Below are 16,328 nucleotides of genomic sequence, written 5' to 3'. Positions count from 1 at the left end.
ACGCGGCATCGACGTGGTGGTGACCGATCACCACCTGCCCGGGACGCCCTCCCCGACGCACGCGTGATCGTCAACCCCAACCAGCCGCAATGCGGCTTCCCCAGCAAGAACCTGGCGGGCGTGGGAGTGATGTTCTACGTGCTGCTGGCGCTGCGCGCCGAGATGCGCAAGCGCGGCCTGTTCGACGCCCAGACCCAGCCGCGCCTGGATAGCCTGCTGGACCTGGTGGCGCTGGGCACGGTGGCCGACGTGGTGAAACTGGATGCCAACAACCGCATCCTGGTGGCACAAGGCTTGAAACGGATGCGCAGCGGCAAGATGCATCCCGGCATTGCCGCCCTGTTTCGCGCCGCGGGTCGCGAAGCCCGTCGCGCCACGCCCTTCGACCTGGGTTTTGCGGTCGGCCCGCGCCTCAATGCGGCTGGGCGCCTGGCCGACATGTCGCTGGGCATCGAATGCCTGACCACCGACGACGAAGGCCGCGCCTGGGCCATCGCCCAGCAACTCGATGCCATCAACCGCGAACGGCGCGACATCGAAGCCGGGATGCAAGATACCGCGCTGCTGCTGCTGGACGACTACAATCCAGCCGACCGCCGCACCATCGCGGTGTTCGATCCCTCCTGGCACCAGGGTGTGATCGGCATCGTGGCTTCGCGCCTGAAGGACAAGTTCTACCGCCCCACCATCACCTTCGCCCCCGGTGACGAAGGTTTCATCAAGGGCTCGGGCCGCTCGATTGCCGGCTTCCACCTGCGCGATGCGCTGGACCTGGTGTCCAAGCACGCGCCCTCGGTCATGACCAAGTTCGGCGGCCACGCCATGGCGGCCGGCCTGACCATCCATGCCGAGGCCTTCGACGCCTTTTCCCAGGCATTCGAAGCGGTGGGCCGCGACTGGCTCACGCAAAACCAGCTGGAGCGCGTCATCGAAACCGACGGCGCGCTGGAGGATGCCTATTATTCGGTGGAATTCATCGGCCTGATGGACCAGCAGGTATGGGGCCAGGGCTTTGCGCCACCGGTGTTCTGCGACCATTTCCGGGTGCTCAACCAGCGTATCCTCAAGGACAAGCATCTCAAGCTGCAATTGGAAAAAGGCGGTCGCAAATATGACGCCATCTGGTTCGGCCACACCGATGCCCTGCCCGACCACGCCCAGGTCGCCTTCCGGCTCGATGCCAACGAGTACAACGGCAAGACCACGGTGCAATTGATGGTGGAGCACGCCGAACCGGCCTAGGGCCTGTTCCCATTCAATCTGCGAGTGCGAGAGGTCGCCAAGCGTTGACTGCCTAGGCGCAGCGACGCGTCGTAGCGGTGCTACGGCAAGGAGCTGCAACAACGGCAGGCGACGCTTGGCGGCCTCTCCCGGAGGGTTGCCCCCAGAAGGCGCGCTGGCCGCGTTGCACGTCAGGGCTGGTGGCACCACCACCAGCCCTGACGCGCGCCTTGCCAACACACCTTCTGGGGGCAACGCATCTCGCAGATTAAATGTGAACAGGCCCTAGGCCGGCCTCTTGCGCGGGAGGGGGAGGAACTGCGGCCTCCCCTGCCGGTACATCAATAATCGTCGTTGCGGTACTCGACGTAGGCACGGTCGCGGATCTGGCGCAACCAGTCCTCGGTGGCTTCCTCGATCTTGCGCTCGCGGATGGCCTGACGCGCAGCCTGGCGGGCACGTTCCTTGGAGGCATCATCGGTCTTGCGCTCGATCACCTGGATCAGGTGGTAACCGAACGGGGTTTCGATGGGCTGGCTGACTTCGCCCGGCTTCAACTGGTCCATGGCGCGCTCGAACTCGGGGACGGTGTCGCCCGGGTAGATCCAGCCGAGGTCGCCACCCTTGGAGGCCGACAGGTCATTGGAATACAGCTTGGCCAGTTCCTCGAAGGTGGCCGAACCGTGGTCCAGGCGCTCCTTGAGCTCCAGCAGCTTGCGCTTGGCTTCGGCGGCGGTGACCACCTGGTTGACCTTGATGAGGATATGGCGCACGTGCGTCTGCTGCACGGCCGGCGCGGCTGCCTGGCTGCCATCGGCAGTACGGCGACCCACCAGCTTGAGGATGTGGAAGCCATTGCCGCTCTTCAACAGACCGCTGACCTGGCCATCCTGCAGCTTGGCCACACCATCCACGAACAGTTGCGGCAGGCGGTCGACCGGACGCCAGCCGAGGTCGCCACCGGTGAGGGCGTCGCTGGAATCGGAGTAGGCGGCGGCGGTCTTGGCGAAATCGGCACCGGTCTTCAACTGGCGCAGGACATCTTCGGCGCGCTCACGGCGCGCAGCCAGTTGCTCCGGGGTGGCATTCTCGGGCACGCGGACCAGGATCTGGGCGATGTCCAGTTCCTGGCGCTGGCCACCGGCATTGGCCTGGGCGGCCAGATAGTTGTCGATCTCGGATTCGGTGACCACCACCTTGTTATCCACCTCACGCTCGCGCAGGCGCTGGCTGAGGATTTCGCGGCGGATCTCTTCGCGGAAGCTGGCGTAGTTCATGCCCTCGGCTTCCAGGCGGGAACGGAATTCGGGCAGCGCCAGCTTGTTCTGCTCGGCGATGCGCTGCATGGCACGGTCCAGCATGGCGTCGTCGACCACGATGCCGTTTTCCTTGGCCATCTGCGCCTGGGCGCGCTCGACGATCATGCGCTCGACCAACTGGTGCACCAGTTGCGACCGCGGCGGCAATTGCACGTTCTGCGCGGCCATGCGCTTTTCCACGCTGGCCAGGCGTTCGGCCACTTCCTGGCGGGTGATGACTTCGTTGTTGACCACCACCATGATGGAGTCGACCGGACGCGGTTCGACCCGGGTACTGGCCGCCGTAGCCGGGGTGGTCGCCACCGCTGAAGCCGGCTTGCTGGCCGCCGGCCTGGCTGCCTTGGGTGCGCCCTTGGCTGGTGCCGATTGTGTGCTGCCGGCGGTCTCCGGCGGGGTCACCGGGATGATGGTGGTGGCGAACTGCGCATACGCATTGCTGATCAAGCCCAGCGTGCACAGCAGCGCGGTCACTGTTTTGGTTGTGGCGAGGAGTGGTGTACGCATATTACGCATGGACTAATCGTTGGTTCGAAAAAGGTTAGAAGTTGTCACCGGGCGTCGAATCCGGCAGGTTCACGTTCTGGTAACCGGGGACGCTGCTCTTGATCGCCTCCAGGGGATTGGAACCGATCTTGGAGAAACCGTTGAGTTCAAGCTGGATGAAGAAGCCCGTGGATGCCTTGGTGGAAGACGTGGGAATACGTTGCGCCACTACCCGGAACACCCAGCAATCGGCCTTGTATTCAAAACCGGCCAGACCTTCAGCCACGGTGCGGTCGGGAATCGAGTAGTTCATGCGGCCCACGGCGTAGATACGCTGGGTAATCGGCCACTGGCCGGAAATGTCGACCTGCTTGAGCGGATCGAGCTGACCGGTGTAGGGATTGACGTAGGTGCGATCCAGACGGTATTGCAGATTCAGCACACGCTTGGGCGCCGGCTGCCAACGGATGCCGAAGGTGGAACGCACCATCTGGCGCAGCGTCTCGCTGTACTGCACCGTGTTGTCGGTGGAGAACTCCCTGGTGATCTGCCCGCCCAAGGCCAGCAGCAGGTCGGACTTGCTGCCCAGGTTGGTACTGGCGGAGCCGGCAATGCTCACTTGCGGATCGGCGAAATAGTATCGCTGACCGATGGCCGCGCGCAGGCGCTCCAGGCCGTTTTCCTCGATCAGCCGTGAAGTCACCGCAGCGGTGAGCTGGTTGGCGTCGCTGATGCGATCGTGACCGACGAAACGGTTTTCGGTGAAGATCTGCGCAAAGTTGAAGTCAGCCAGGCCCGAATCGAACACCGGGAACTGCGACTGGTCGCGGAACGGCGTGCGCACGTAGAACAGGCGTGGCTCCAGCGTCTGTGTCATGCTGCGGCCAAGCAGGGTGGATTCGCGTTCGAAGACCAGGCCCGAATCCAGCGAGACCGTTGGCACCGTGCGTGTCAGACTGGTGGGCTGGCCCACCGCGACGTTGTTGAGGTTGTAGCTGGTGGCATCCAGGATCACCTTGGGCGTGATGAAGTAACCCGGCCGCACAATGGGGTAGGACACCGTCTGGGTCACATAACTGCGATCGCCACCGATCAGGCTGCCACTGGAGAAGCGGGTGAAGTCAGCCACCGTATTGAAATCGAAACCGCCGACGTCATACCGGGTACCGTTGAAGGTAATCTGCGGAACACGATCATAGGGCTTGGCAATGGGCGCATTCACATCCTGCAACAGCTGGTACTTGGACACCAGGCCGGTCACGTTCCAGTAGGTGCTGCTGTAACTGAGACTGACGTTACGCTGCAAGAGGCGCTGGGTACTGCCAGTGATCGAATGGGAGAAGTCGGACGGATAGCCGTTGTCGGACGCCTTGTTCAAGGTCCACGCCAGCTTGAGGCCGGGTGCCAGGGTCCTGGTGTGGATCGAGGACAGGAAATACGCCCGGTGGCGGGCACTCCATCCTGGATGCCTTCCCATTGGTCAAGCGTCCTTGCCCGTCCCCATGTAACGCGTCTCGCAACCAGTTGCAGCCACAAGGGCAATGTACTTGGGCACTGTGGATCGAGGACAGGAATAGCGCCCGGTGCCGGTCACTCGATCCTGGATGCCTTCCACATTGGTCACGCCGTCGTAGCCGTCGCCCATGTAGCGCGTCTCGGCACCCAGTTGCAGGCCACGACGGGCAATGTACTTGGGCACCAGCGTCAGATCATAGTTGGGCGCCAGGTTGAAGTAATACGGGACGGCCACCTCGGCGCCACCAGTGGAGGTCATGCCGATGGTGGGCGGCAGCACGCCCGACTTGCGCTCGCCCGACAGCGGGAAGGACATCCAGGGCGAGCCCAGGATGGGCACGTCCTTGAAATACAGCAGGCCGCCGTGCATGGTGCCGACATCGCGGCCGCTGTCCAGATCCATGGTATTGGAGCGCAGATACCAGTCCGGGTCCGGCGCCTCGCAGGTGCTGTAAGTACCTTGGGTCACCTTGGCTTGGTCATCGGAGAGGAAATCGATGCGCTCGGCATGGCCGCGGCCACCGCTCTTGCCCAGCAAGTAGGTCGGGTTGGTCACGTAGCCGGCGCCGGTTCCCATGTTCATCTCGGCGAAGTCGCCGGTGTACTGGTCTTGCAGGCGCTGCATCCAGACGTGGCCGGTAGCCTCCACTTCATCCTGGATGATGCGGTATTGGGCCTTGTCAGACTTGATGGTGGTGGCGCCCTTGACCAGTTCCACGTCGCGTTCGAGGTCGACCTGGCGGTCAGGACGGCCAGTCATCTGCTCGGCACTGACGTTGACGGGGGCATCCTGGTCCTGCGCAGGCACAGGCGTGGGTGCCGCCGCCGGCAGAGCCATCTGCGCGTGCACCGACAGCGGCAACAGGGCCGAGGCCGAAGCCACCACCATTGCCGAAGAGAACAGACGCGCCAGCCGCCAGTTGACAGTACGTTCAGTTAAAGACTTGGAAAACCGGATCATGAAAAGAGAGGCTAGATACCGTGCAGGCGGATTTTTTGGGTTGAATCCCTTATTATATGGGAACTCAACCACGTCCAACGATTTCCTCAGATAGTTCATGTCTTCACCTGGTTCCCCCCCTGATCTGCGCCTCTCCGAACTGCAAGCCTGGCTCAGCACCCTGGCCGCTACCCCGGTGCTGCCCGCTACCCTGCGCCCGGCCTCGGCCGACGCCAGCTTCCGCCGCTATTTCCGGGTCGATACCCCCGAGGGCGGCAGCGCCATCGTGATGGATGCCCCGCCGCCGCAGGAAGACGTGCGCCCCTTCGTCAAGGTGGCCGACCTGTTCGGCCAGACCGGCGTGACCGTGCCCAAGGTGCTGGCACAAGACCCCGAGCGCGGCTTCCTGCTGCTCTCCGACCTGGGTTCGACCACCTACCTGTCGCAACTGACGGCCGACAGCGCGCACGCACTATACATGGATGCGATCGAGGCCCTGGTACTTTTACAAGCGCAAAGCAAGCCCGAAGCCCTGCCCGAGTACGACCGCGCCCTGCTGCTGCGCGAGCTGGAGCTGTTCCGCGAGTGGTATATCGGCAAGCACCTGGGCGTGACCCTGACCGCCGAGCAGAACGCGGTGCTGGACAAGACCTTCGATGCCATCCTGGCCAACAACCTGGCCCAGCCCCAGGTCTACGTGCACCGCGACTACCATTCGCGCAACTTGATGGTGCTGCCCAAGGGCAACCCCGGCATTCTCGACTTCCAGGATGCGGTCTACGGCCCCATCACCTACGACCTGGTCTCGCTGCTGCGCGACGCCTACATCCAGTGGGATGAGGAAATGGTCCTGGACTGGGCCATCCGCTACTGGGAAAAGGCGCGCCGCGCCGGCCTGCCGGTCACCCCCGACATCGACAGCTTCTACCGCGACTTCGAATGGATGGGCCTGCAGCGCCACCTCAAGGTGCTGGGCATCTTCGCCCGCCTGTGGCACCGCGACGGCAAGGATGGCTACCTCAAGGACATCCCGCTGGTGATGGAATACACCCTCAAGACCGCGCGCCGCTACGTGGCCTTCACGCCTCTAGTGCGCCTGATCGAAAAGCTGGAGCAGGAACACGCACCCAAGTTCGGCTATACCTTCTGAGGCGCCGACCATGAAAGCCATGATCTTCGCCGCCGGACGCGGCCAGCGTATGCGCCCCCTTACCGATACCTGCCCCAAGCCGCTGTTGAAAGTCCGGGGCCGCGCGCTGATCGTCTGGCAGATCCTGTCCTTGGTGCGCGCCGGCATCACCGACATCGTCATCAATCACGCCCACCTGGGCCAGATGATCGAAGACACCCTCGGCGACGGCAGCCGCTACGGTGCCAGGCTCTTTTATTCACCTGAAACCACGGCCCTGGAAACGGCAGGCGGTATCGCCCAGGCGCGCCACCTGCTGGGTGAAGAACCTTTCATCGCGGTCTCAGGCGACATCTGGTGCCCGCATTTCGACTACAGCGAGTTGCTGACCGTGCTGGAAGACGAAGACCCGTGGGGCAATCCGCTGCCGCAAGAACAACGCGACATGGCCTGGCTGTACCTGGTCAAGAATCCGCCCTTTCATCCCGAGGGTGACTTCGCGCTCAACAACTTCGCCATAGCCAACGAAGGCCAACCCAAGCTGACCTTTGCCAACATCGGCGTGTATCGTCCGCAGATGTTCGATGGCATCGCGCCCGGCACCCATGCCAAGCTGGGACCGCTGCTGCGCCAATATGCCGACCAGGGCCGCATCGGCGGCGACGTCTACCGGGGCGAATGGCACAACGTCGGCACCACCGAACAACTGGAAGCACTGAACCTGCCACCGCAAGGAAACCGACCATGAGCTTCGACGCCACTCCCTTCGCCGCCCGCCGCGCCCGCCTGTTGGCCAGCCTGCAACAAGCCGGGGGCGGCGTGGCCATCATCCCCACCGCCCCGGAGGTGATGCGCAACCGCGATGCCGATTATCCGTATCGCCATGACAGCTATTTCTACTACCTGACCGGTTTCACCGAACCGGAAGCGGTGCTGGTGCTGGTGGCCGGCAAGGAAAACCGCAGCATCCTGTTCTGCCGCGACAAGAACTTGGAACGCGAGATCTGGGATGGCTACCGCCACGGTCCGCAAGCCGCACAGCAACTGTTCGCGCTGGATGCGGCCCATCCCATCGAGGAACTGGACAAGAACATGCCCGCCCTGCTCTCCGACGCCCGCGCCGTCTATTACGCGCTGGGCCAGGATGAGAAGCGCGATGCCCAGCTCCAGCGCTGGCTGCAGGGCGTGCGCGCCCTGGCGCGCAGTGGCGTGTCCGCGCCCGGCGCGGTGGTCGATGTGAGCGTGCTGCTGGACGACATGCGCCTGTTCAAGGATGCCTTTGAGATCGACCTCATGAAGCGTGCCGGCATCATCTCCGCCGAAGCCCATTGCCGCGCCATGCGCATCTGCCGCCCCGGCCTGCGCGAATACCATCTCGAAGCCGAACTGCTGCACGAATTCCGCCGCAACGGTTCGCAATATCCGGCCTATGGCTCCATCGTCGCCACCGGCGCCAACAGCTGCGTGCTGCACTATCGCGCGGGCGATGCCGAGATCAAGGACGGCGACCTGGTCTTGATCGACGCCGGTTGTGAACTGGACAGCTACGCCTCCGACATCACCCGCACCTTCCCGGCCAATGGCAAGTTCAGCGGCCCGCAGAAGGCGCTCTACGAGATCGTGCTGGCCGCGCAAGTGGCCGCCATCGCCGAGACCGCCCCCGGCAAGCGCTTCATGGATGGCCACGACGCCGCCGTGCGCGTGCTGGCGCAGGGGATGCTCGATACCGGTCTGCTGGACAAGTCCAAGGTCGGTTCGCTGGACGATGTGATCGAAAAAGGCGACTTCCGCCAGTTCTACATGCACCGCACCGGCCACTGGCTGGGCATGGACGTGCATGACGTGGGCGACTACCGCGACCCGGCCACGGCCGACGGCAACAAACCCTGGCGCACGCTGCAGCCGGGCATGGTGCTGACCATCGAACCGGGCATCTACGTGCGTCCGGGCGAAGGCGTGCCGGAACAGTTCTGGAACATCGGTATCCGCATCGAGGATGACGCCTACGTCACGCCATCGGGCTGCGAACTCTTGACCACGGACGTGCCCAGCAAGGTCGAGGACATCGAAGCGCTGATGCGCCAGGGCTGAACACGACTCAACCGCAGCCCTCACCCATGCGCCGGATCAAGCCCGGCGCACGCGGCTCCGCTACAATGATGCCTTCCGATTTTTCTGCATAAGGCATCTTCCGGCATCATGGAATCCGTCGATTTCGACCTGATCATCTGCGGCGGCGGCCCGGTCGGCCAGAGCGTGGCCGGCCTGCTGGCGCGGCGCCAATTGCCGGCCGAGCGCATCGCCCTGGTCGACATGAAGTCGCCCGAGCAAGCCGCCGTCGACCCGCGTACCATCGCCCTGTCCTATGGCAGCCGCCAGATCCTCGATGAGCTGGGCGCCTGGGACGCCATCGGCCGTAGCGCCACTTCAATCGAACAAATCCACGTCTCGCGTCGCGGCCACTTCGGCCGCACCCTGCTGGACCGCAAGGATTACCAGTTGCCGGCGCTGGGCTACGTGGCGCGCTATGGCGAGGTCAACCGCGCCCTGGCCTCAGCCATCGCGCCGCTGGGACTGAAACTGATGCGCCCTGCCCAAGCGCAGGAAATTGTCGAGGAAGACGATCACGTCGCCGTCACCCTGAAGGATGGCCGGGTGCTGCGTGCGCAACTGCTGATCCAGGCCGAGGGTGGCGTCTTCGGCGAGCAGCAGCAAAAGACCCTGCAGCGCGACTACCAGCAACTGGGCCTGATCGGCCACGTCCATGTCGACCAGCCGATAGCGCATCGCGCCTTCGAACGCTTCACCGACGAAGGCCCGCTGGCCCTGCTGCCGCAGGACGATGGCTATGCCCTGGTCTGGTGCGTGCGCCCGGCCACGGGCGAAAGCTTGCTGGCGCTGGACGATGCCGCCTTCCTGGCCGCCTTGCAGGATACCTTCGGCCAGCGGCTCGGCCGCTTTACCCGCATCAGCCAGCGCCATGCCTTCCCACTGGGCCTGAACGCCCGTCCCGGCCAGAGCCGGCGTGTGGTGGCCATCGGCAATGCGGCGCAAACCCTGCATCCGGTGGCGGGACAAGGCTTGAACCTGGGTCTGCGCGACGCCCGCGTGCTGGCCGATGTGCTGGCGCGCGACCTGAGTCCGCAAGCCCTGCACACCTTCGAACGCCAGCGCGGCCAGGATCGTAGCCTGACCATCCGCCTGACCGACCTGATGGCGCGCATCTTCGCCGGCTCGCCCCAGGGCTCGCCACTGCAGGCGGCACTGGGCCTGTCGCTGGGCGCCATCGACCTGCTCCCCGGCGCACGCGGCTTGCTGGCCGAACAGATGATGTTCGGTCGCCGTTGATATGAACAAAGCTTCCAGGATGTGATGCTCCGGCGTCGCGCACGCGGTCAGGAAATGCGACAATGGCCGCCTGCGGCGCCCGCCGCTCCACCCAGCATCCCATCCAGCAGATACGCATTTGCCATGAAACAAGACCCGCGCTTCAAGAATCTCTTCATCCTCGACCACCCGCTGATCCAGCACAAGCTCTCGCACATGCGCGACAAGCGCACCTCCACCCGCACCTTCCGCGACCTGCTGCGCGAGATCACGCTGCTGATGGGCTATGAAATCACGCGCGATCTGCCGCTGACCACCGAGACCATCGAAACCCCGCTGGTGACCTATGAAGCCCCGGTGATCGCCGGCAAGAAGCTGGCGGTGGTACCGGTGCTGCGCGCGGGCGTGGGCATGAGCGATGGCCTCTTGGAACTGATTCCCTCGGCGCGCGTGGGCCATATCGGCGTCTACCGCGATGAACACCACAAGCCGGTGGAATACCTGGTGCGCCTGCCGGACCTGCAGGACCGCATCATGATCCTGTGCGACCCCATGGTGGCGACCGGCAACTCGGCCGTATATGCCGTGGATGCACTCAAGAAGCGTGGCGTGCCGGCCTCGCACATCGTCTTCGTGGCGCTGGTGGCGGCCCCGGAAGGCGTGCAGGTGTTTGCCGATGCGCATCCAGATGTGAAGCTCTATGTCGCTTCGCTGGATTCGCATCTGGATGAAGATGCCTATATCGTGCCGGGCCTGGGCGACGCCGGGGACCGTATCTTCGGCACCAAGTAAGCGGGTCCACCGATCCAAAGAAAACGGGCTGCGCATCGCTGCGCAGCCCGTTTTTGATTTTCGGCCGAGGCAGACGCAATTCAGTCCACCGCCTTGACCATATCCTCGATCACCTTCTTGGCGTCACCAAAGACCATCATGGTCTTGTCCATGTAGAACAGTTCATTGTCCAGGCCGGCGTAACCCGCGGCCATGGAGCGCTTGTTCACGATCACGGTCTTGGCCTTGTAGGCTTCCAGGATGGGCATCCCGGCAATGGGCGACTTGGGATCCTTGGCCGCGGGGTTGACCACGTCATTGGCGCCCAGCACCAGCACCACGTCAGCCTGGGCGAATTCGCTGTTGATGTCTTCCATCTCGAACACCTGGTCATAGGGCACTTCGGCCTCGGCCAGCAGCACGTTCATGTGACCCGGCATCCGGCCGGCAACCGGGTGGATCGCGTATTTCACGGTCACGCCATTGTGGGTCAGCTTTTCGGTCAATTCCTTCAGTGCGTGCTGGGCGCGTGCGACTGCGAGGCCGTAACCGGGCACGATGATGACGGTTTCTGCATTTCCCATCAGGAACGCCGCATCATCGGCCGATCCCGACTTGACGCTGCGCTGCTGCTGCGCGCCGCCACCGGCCGCTGCCGCCTCACCACCGAAACCGCCCAGGATCACGTTGAAGAAGGAGCGGTTCATCGCCTTGCACATGATGTAGGAAAGAATCGCGCCGGAAGAACCGACCAGCGAACCGGCGATGATCAGCATGGAGTTGTTCAGCGAGAAGCCGATGCCCGCCGCCGCCCAGCCGGAATAGCTGTTCAACATCGACACTACCACCGGCATGTCGGCGCCACCGATGGGGATGATGATGAGCACACCCAATGCAAAGGCAATGGCGGCCATGATGATGAAGGGCAGCCAGTTTTGGGTCAGCACGAAGATGATGCCGAAGCCGATCATGGCCACTGCCAGCAGCAGGTTCAGGAAATGCTGGCCGGCGAAATTGACCGGCGCACCCTGGAACAGGCGGAACTTGTACTTGCCCGAGAGCTTGCCGAAGGCGATCACCGACCCGGAGAAGGTGATGGCACCCACGAAAGTGCCGATGAACAGTTCCACCCGGTTGCCCACCGGGATCAACTGCCCATGCGCCGAAATGCCCAGCGCCCACGGCTCGGCCACGGCAGCCACCGCAATGCAGACGGCGGCCAGGCCGATGAGCGAGTGCATCGCCGCTACCAGTTCGGGCATCTTGGTCATCTCGACACTGCGCGCCAGATAGGCGCCGATGCCGCCACCGACGATCACGCCAGCGGCCACCAGCAGATAGCCGATGTCGCCCGAAGGATTGCCGCCCTCGCCCTTGATCTTCACGATCAGCGCCAGCGTAGTCAGCACCGCGATCACCATGCCGGCGATGCCGAAGCTGTTGCCGCGCCGCGCCGTGGCCGGATGCGACAAGCCCTTCAAGGCCTGGATGAAGCAGATCGATGCGATCAGGTACAACAGGGTCACCAGGTTCATGCTCATGCTTGTTCTCCCGACTTGGCCTTGGGCTCTTTCTTCTTGAACATTTCCAACATGCGCTGGGTCACCATGAAGCCACCAAAGACGTTGACCGCCGCCAGCGCCACGGCCAGGGTGCCGGCGATGCGGCCCACCGTGCCTTCCGTGAGGCCGGCTGCCAGCATGGCGCCGATGATGATGATGGCCGAAATGGCATTGGTCACCGCCATCAAGGGCGTGTGCAAGGCGGGAGTGACGGTCCAGACCACGTGATAGCCGACGTAGATGGCCAGCACGAAGATGATCAGGTTGATGATGGTGTGGCTGACTTCCATGTTGTTCCTCCTTGTGGCATGGCCCGCTGGCGGTGCCGACGAGCCATGCGATTCTTGGTGAGGGTCAGATCGCTTTCAAGCTGGTGATGCGGTTCTTGTCGTCCACGAAGACGACCTTGGGCTTGTAGCTGGCCACTTCTTCATCGCTCATCGGCGCATAGGTACAGATGATGAGCAAATCGCCCAGGTGCGCCAGGCGGGCGGCGGCGCCGTTCAACGAAATCTCGCCGCTGCCGCGTTTGCCGCGGATGGCATAGGTGGAGAAACGTTCACCATTGTTGACGTTGTAGAGTTCGATCTTCTCGAACTCCCGGATGTCGGCGGCTTCCAGCAGGTCTTCGTCGATGCCGCAGGAACCTTCATAATTCAGGTCGCACTGGGTGACCGAGGCGCGATGGATCTTCGCGCGCAGCATGATGCGTTGCATGTACTTCTTCCTTCTTGTTTCCATGGATGAGGGGCTAGCAGCGCCCGGGATTTCTGCCGGCGCCAGGCGCCGGCAGATTCATTTGCGCAGGATCTCGCCGCCCTGGCAGAGCAGCGTGGCCGCGACGATATCGTCTTCCTTGCTGATGACCAGCTTGCCCTCGGCATCGATGATCAGCTTGAGGAAGTCCAGCACGTTGCGCGCATACAGCGCCGAGGCGTCGGCCGCCACCAGGGCCGCCAGGTTGCCTTCGCCGATGATGTGCACGCCGTGCTTGATGACGGTCTTGCCGGGTTCCGACAAGGGACAGTTGCCGCCCTGGTCGACCGCCATGTCCAGGATCACTGAACCGGGCTTCATGGCCTTGACCGTTTCTTCGCTGATCAACACCGGCGCCTTGCGGCCGGGGATCAGGGCGGTGGTGATGATGATGTCGGCCTGTTTGGCGCGTTCGTGGACCAGTTCGGCCTGGCGCTTCATCCAGTCAGGGGGCATGGGACGGGCATAACCGCCCACGCCCTGGGCGATCTCTTTTTCTTCCTCGGTCAGGAAGGGCACGTCCAGGAATTTGGCGCCCAGCGATTCGATCTGCTCCTTCACGGCCGGACGCACGTCGGAGGCCTCGATCACCGCGCCCAAGCGTTTGGCCGTGGCAATGGCCTGCAAACCAGCCACGCCGGCGCCCATGATCAACATGCGCGCGGCCTTTACGGTGCCGGCGGCGGTCATGAGCATGGGCATGAAGCGCTGATAAGTGTTGGCGGCCATCAACACGGCCTTGTAGCCGGCGATGTTGGCCTGCGAGGAGAGCACGTCCAGCGATTGTGCGCGGGTGGTGCGCGGTGCGGCTTCCAGGGCGAAGGCGGTCAGGCCGGCGGCGGCCATGGCGGCGGTGTTATCGGCGTCGAACGGGTTCAACATGCCGATGACCACGGTGCCGGCCTGGATGCGGGCGCGCTCGGCTGCGTTGGGCGCGCGCACCTTGAGCAGGATCTCGGCGCTGTAGACCGCCTCGGCGTGGCCGATGCTGGCGCCCACGGCGACATAGGCCTCATCAGGAATGCTGGACTTGATCCCGGCCCCGGACTCCACCATCACTTCATGCCGGGCAGCCACCAGTTTCTTGACGGTTTCGGGGGTGGCGGCCACACGGGTTTCGCCGTCGCGGCTTTCGACGGGGATCGCTATCCTCATTCCTGACTCCTTTTATTGTGGATTCTTACCCCAATCTTACACGACTGGCCTTGTTCAACCAGAAATTTACCGGCCGCCAGGAAAGGCCGAAGATCCTTGTTGCAACGGGCTTGAGGCTGAAGAGTCGGGCGCGACAGGGTAAAATGACGGATTCACGAGGTCATCAATGTCTGAAGTCTGGAAACCCTCTGTCACCGTGGCCGCCATCATCGAGCGCGATGGCCGCTTTTTGATGGTGGAAGAGCATAGCGCTGGCGGTTTGCGTATCAACCAACCGGCCGGCCACCTGGAGCCGGGCGAGTCGCTCATCGAGGCGGCCGTGCGCGAGGCGCTGGAAGAATCGGCGCATGTCTTCACGCCCACGGCCTTGGTCGGTACTTATCTTTCACGCAACGTTTCCTCCTCGCGCGGCGGGATGTCGGTCACCTACCTGCGCTTCGCCTTTGCCGGCACGGTCGGTGCGGCACTGCAACGGCCCCTGGACGCAGGCATCGTGCGCGCCCTCTGGATGAGCCGCGCGGAACTGGCGGCCTGCGCCGAACGCCATCGCAGCCCACTGGTCTTGCGCTGCGTGGACGACTACCTGCGCGGCCAGCGGGCGCCGCTGGAGCTGGTGCATACCGATCCCAGCGCACTGGGCGCATTGCCTGGCTGAGGCTAAGGAATCATTTTGGCGGGACATCGGCACGGATGACCGCATCGAACGGATACAACATGAGCAAGAAAAGAGTAGTCATCGGCATGTCGGGCGGCGTGGATTCGTCGGTGTCGGCATGGCTGTTGAAGCAACAAGGCTATGAAGTCATCGGCCTGTTTATGAAGAATTGGGAAGATGACGACGATTCGGAATACTGCTCCACCCGCGAAGACTGGATCGACGCGGTCAGCGTGGCCGATGTGGTCGGGGTGGATATCGAGGCAGTGAATTTTGCTTCCGAGTACAAGGACCGCGTCTTTGCCGAATTCTTGCGCGAATACCAGGCCGGCCGCACCCCCAACCCGGACGTACTGTGCAATGCCGAGATCAAGTTCAAGGCCTTCCTCGACCATGCCATGAAGCTGGGCGCCGACTTGATCGCCACCGGCCACTACGCGCGCGTGCGCCAAGGGCCGCAGGGCGATTTCCAATTGCTCAAGGCGCTGGACGCCAGCAAGGACCAGAGCTACTTCCTGCATCGCCTGAACCAGGAACAGCTTTCGCGCACCATCTTCCCACTGGGAGAGATCCACAAGACCGAAGTGCGCAAGATCGCCGAGCAGTTGCAATTGCCCAACGCCAAGAAGAAGGATTCGACCGGCATCTGCTTCATCGGCGAACGGCCCTTCCGTGAATTCCTGAACCGTTATCTGTCCTACAAGCCCGGCCCGATCAAGACCGCCGATGGCCAGACCGTGGGCGAGCATGTGGGCCTGTCCTTCTATACCCTGGGCCAGCGCAAGGGCATCGGCATCGGTGGCTTGAAGGCACACCAGAATGCCGATGGTCATGGCGATGCTTGGTACGTGGCGCGCAAGGATGTGGATAACAATACCCTCTACATCGTGCAGGGCCATGATCACCCCTGGCTGCTCTCGCCCACCCTCTCGGCCGGCCAGGTGAGCTGGGTGGCCGGCCGCGCGCCGCAACTGCCGGCGCTGTCGGCCAAGACGCGCTACCGCCAGGCCGACGTCCCCTGCGGTTTCGCCGATGCCGGGAGCACCTTCTCGCTGGCCTTCGACACCCCGCAATGGGCGGTCACCCCCGGCCAGTCGGCCGTACTGTATGACGGCGAGGTCTGCCTGGGCGGCGGCATCATCGAGACCGGCGCCTTGCCCGACTGATCTTTCATCCAGGCAATTTCCAGCAATTCCGGCACGCCCCGCACGCGATTTTCGCGGCGGGGCGTTTCTTTTTGGCAAGCTTGACAGGCTTGATAGGCTGGAACTGTGTCCGGCTGTCCTCCAGATGATAAAAATTATCAATCACACCGATAAAAGGACTTGCAATCCCGCCGCAAATGGCAAATAATCTAAATAAGAATTGTTCGCATTTAATAGGAGGTGATTGTAATGAGCCAACTGAACGACAACAGCATGGACCGTCGCAACAAACCCGGCACCACGGCCAACGGAACTCCGATCACCCGCATCAAGAGCACGGACCTGTTCCG

Annotated in this window: 12 protein-coding genes and 3 pseudogenes; 8 read left to right on the top strand and 7 right to left on the bottom strand. The window is 63.3% G+C overall.

What is annotated here, in order from left to right; translation table 11 throughout:
* Positions 1 to 1,242, top strand: a pseudogene (locus I5W_RS23250) (single-stranded-DNA-specific exonuclease RecJ); the annotation flags it as partial.
* Between the two features lie 320 nt (positions 1,243 to 1,562).
* Here I5W_RS23250 and I5W_RS23245 read toward each other — a convergent pair.
* The 3 genes and pseudogenes from I5W_RS23245 to I5W_RS30840 all read right to left on the bottom strand — a co-directional run.
* A complete protein-coding gene (locus I5W_RS23245) occupies positions 1,563 to 3,053 on the bottom strand; it encodes a peptidylprolyl isomerase (RefSeq protein ID WP_044531025.1) in 1,491 nt (496 codons plus the stop codon).
* A gap of 25 nt (positions 3,054 to 3,078) precedes the next feature.
* A pseudogene (locus I5W_RS30845) lies at positions 3,079 to 4,455 on the bottom strand (LPS-assembly protein LptD); the annotation flags it as partial.
* A gap of 138 nt (positions 4,456 to 4,593) precedes the next feature.
* Positions 4,594 to 5,499, bottom strand: a pseudogene (locus I5W_RS30840) (LPS-assembly protein LptD); the annotation flags it as partial.
* Between the two features lie 97 nt (positions 5,500 to 5,596).
* Here I5W_RS30840 and I5W_RS23235 point away from each other — a divergent pair.
* The 5 genes from I5W_RS23235 (at position 5,597) to upp (ending at position 10,726) form a co-directional block, all read left to right on the top strand.
* The gene (locus tag I5W_RS23235; protein ID WP_017451474.1) at positions 5,597 to 6,628 is read left to right on the top strand and encodes an aminoglycoside phosphotransferase family protein; all 1,032 of its coding nucleotides are present in this window, start codon (positions 5,597 to 5,599) and stop codon (positions 6,626 to 6,628) included.
* A gap of 10 nt (positions 6,629 to 6,638) precedes the next feature.
* Positions 6,639 to 7,355, top strand: a complete 717-nt coding sequence (murU, locus tag I5W_RS23230; RefSeq protein ID WP_044531024.1) for an N-acetylmuramate alpha-1-phosphate uridylyltransferase MurU — start codon at positions 6,639 to 6,641, stop codon at positions 7,353 to 7,355.
* Positions 7,352 to 8,698, top strand: coding sequence for an aminopeptidase P N-terminal domain-containing protein (locus I5W_RS23225; protein WP_044531023.1), 1,347 nt, complete (start codon positions 7,352 to 7,354; stop codon positions 8,696 to 8,698). The genes murU and I5W_RS23225 overlap by 4 nt, the downstream gene beginning before the upstream one ends.
* A 108-nt stretch (positions 8,699 to 8,806) precedes the next feature.
* Complete coding sequence (locus I5W_RS23220) at positions 8,807 to 9,955, top strand: FAD-dependent monooxygenase (protein ID WP_044531022.1); 1,149 nt, start codon at positions 8,807 to 8,809, stop codon at positions 9,953 to 9,955.
* 123 nt (positions 9,956 to 10,078) lie between these two features.
* The gene (gene upp / locus I5W_RS23215) at positions 10,079 to 10,726 is read left to right on the top strand and encodes a uracil phosphoribosyltransferase (RefSeq protein WP_017451478.1); all 648 of its coding nucleotides are present in this window, start codon (positions 10,079 to 10,081) and stop codon (positions 10,724 to 10,726) included.
* A gap of 80 nt (positions 10,727 to 10,806) precedes the next feature.
* Here upp and I5W_RS23210 read toward each other — a convergent pair whose 3' ends face one another.
* The 4 genes from I5W_RS23210 to I5W_RS23195 form a co-directional block, all read right to left on the bottom strand.
* The gene (locus tag I5W_RS23210) at positions 10,807 to 12,246 is read right to left on the bottom strand and encodes an NAD(P)(+) transhydrogenase (Re/Si-specific) subunit beta (protein WP_044531021.1); all 1,440 of its coding nucleotides are present in this window, start codon (positions 12,244 to 12,246) and stop codon (positions 10,807 to 10,809) included.
* Complete coding sequence (locus tag I5W_RS23205) at positions 12,243 to 12,557, bottom strand: NAD(P) transhydrogenase subunit alpha (protein WP_006461707.1); 315 nt, start codon at positions 12,555 to 12,557, stop codon at positions 12,243 to 12,245. Before I5W_RS23205 ends, I5W_RS23210 begins: the two co-directional genes overlap by 4 nt.
* Positions 12,558 to 12,621: 64 nt before the next feature.
* The gene (gene panD, locus I5W_RS23200; RefSeq protein ID WP_008325650.1) at positions 12,622 to 12,984 is read right to left on the bottom strand and encodes an aspartate 1-decarboxylase; all 363 of its coding nucleotides are present in this window, start codon (positions 12,982 to 12,984) and stop codon (positions 12,622 to 12,624) included.
* Between the two features lie 78 nt (positions 12,985 to 13,062).
* Positions 13,063 to 14,178: a Re/Si-specific NAD(P)(+) transhydrogenase subunit alpha gene (locus I5W_RS23195; protein ID WP_044531020.1), complete on the bottom strand. Its 1,116-nt coding sequence runs from the start codon at positions 14,176 to 14,178 to the stop codon at positions 13,063 to 13,065.
* Between the two features lie 166 nt (positions 14,179 to 14,344).
* Here I5W_RS23195 and I5W_RS23190 point away from each other — a divergent pair, with 166 nt between their 5' ends.
* Together I5W_RS23190 and mnmA are read left to right on the top strand one after the other, a co-directional pair.
* Positions 14,345 to 14,833: an NUDIX hydrolase gene (locus I5W_RS23190; protein ID WP_017451482.1), complete on the top strand. Its 489-nt coding sequence runs from the start codon at positions 14,345 to 14,347 to the stop codon at positions 14,831 to 14,833.
* 59 nt (positions 14,834 to 14,892) lie between these two features.
* Entirely contained in the window at positions 14,893 to 15,999 is a 1,107-nt protein-coding gene (gene mnmA / locus I5W_RS23185) for a tRNA 2-thiouridine(34) synthase MnmA (protein ID WP_017451483.1), read from the top strand.
* The last annotated feature ends 329 nt before the right edge of the window (positions 16,000 to 16,328 follow it).

The sequence above is a fragment of the Herbaspirillum sp. B65 genome, from assembly GCF_000333555.1.
Classification (GTDB): Bacteria; Pseudomonadota; Gammaproteobacteria; order Burkholderiales; family Burkholderiaceae_D; genus Herbaspirillum; species Herbaspirillum rubrisubalbicans.
The sequence above is the reverse complement of the archived record's forward strand: the minus strand, read 5'-3'. Positions and strand labels throughout refer to the sequence as shown.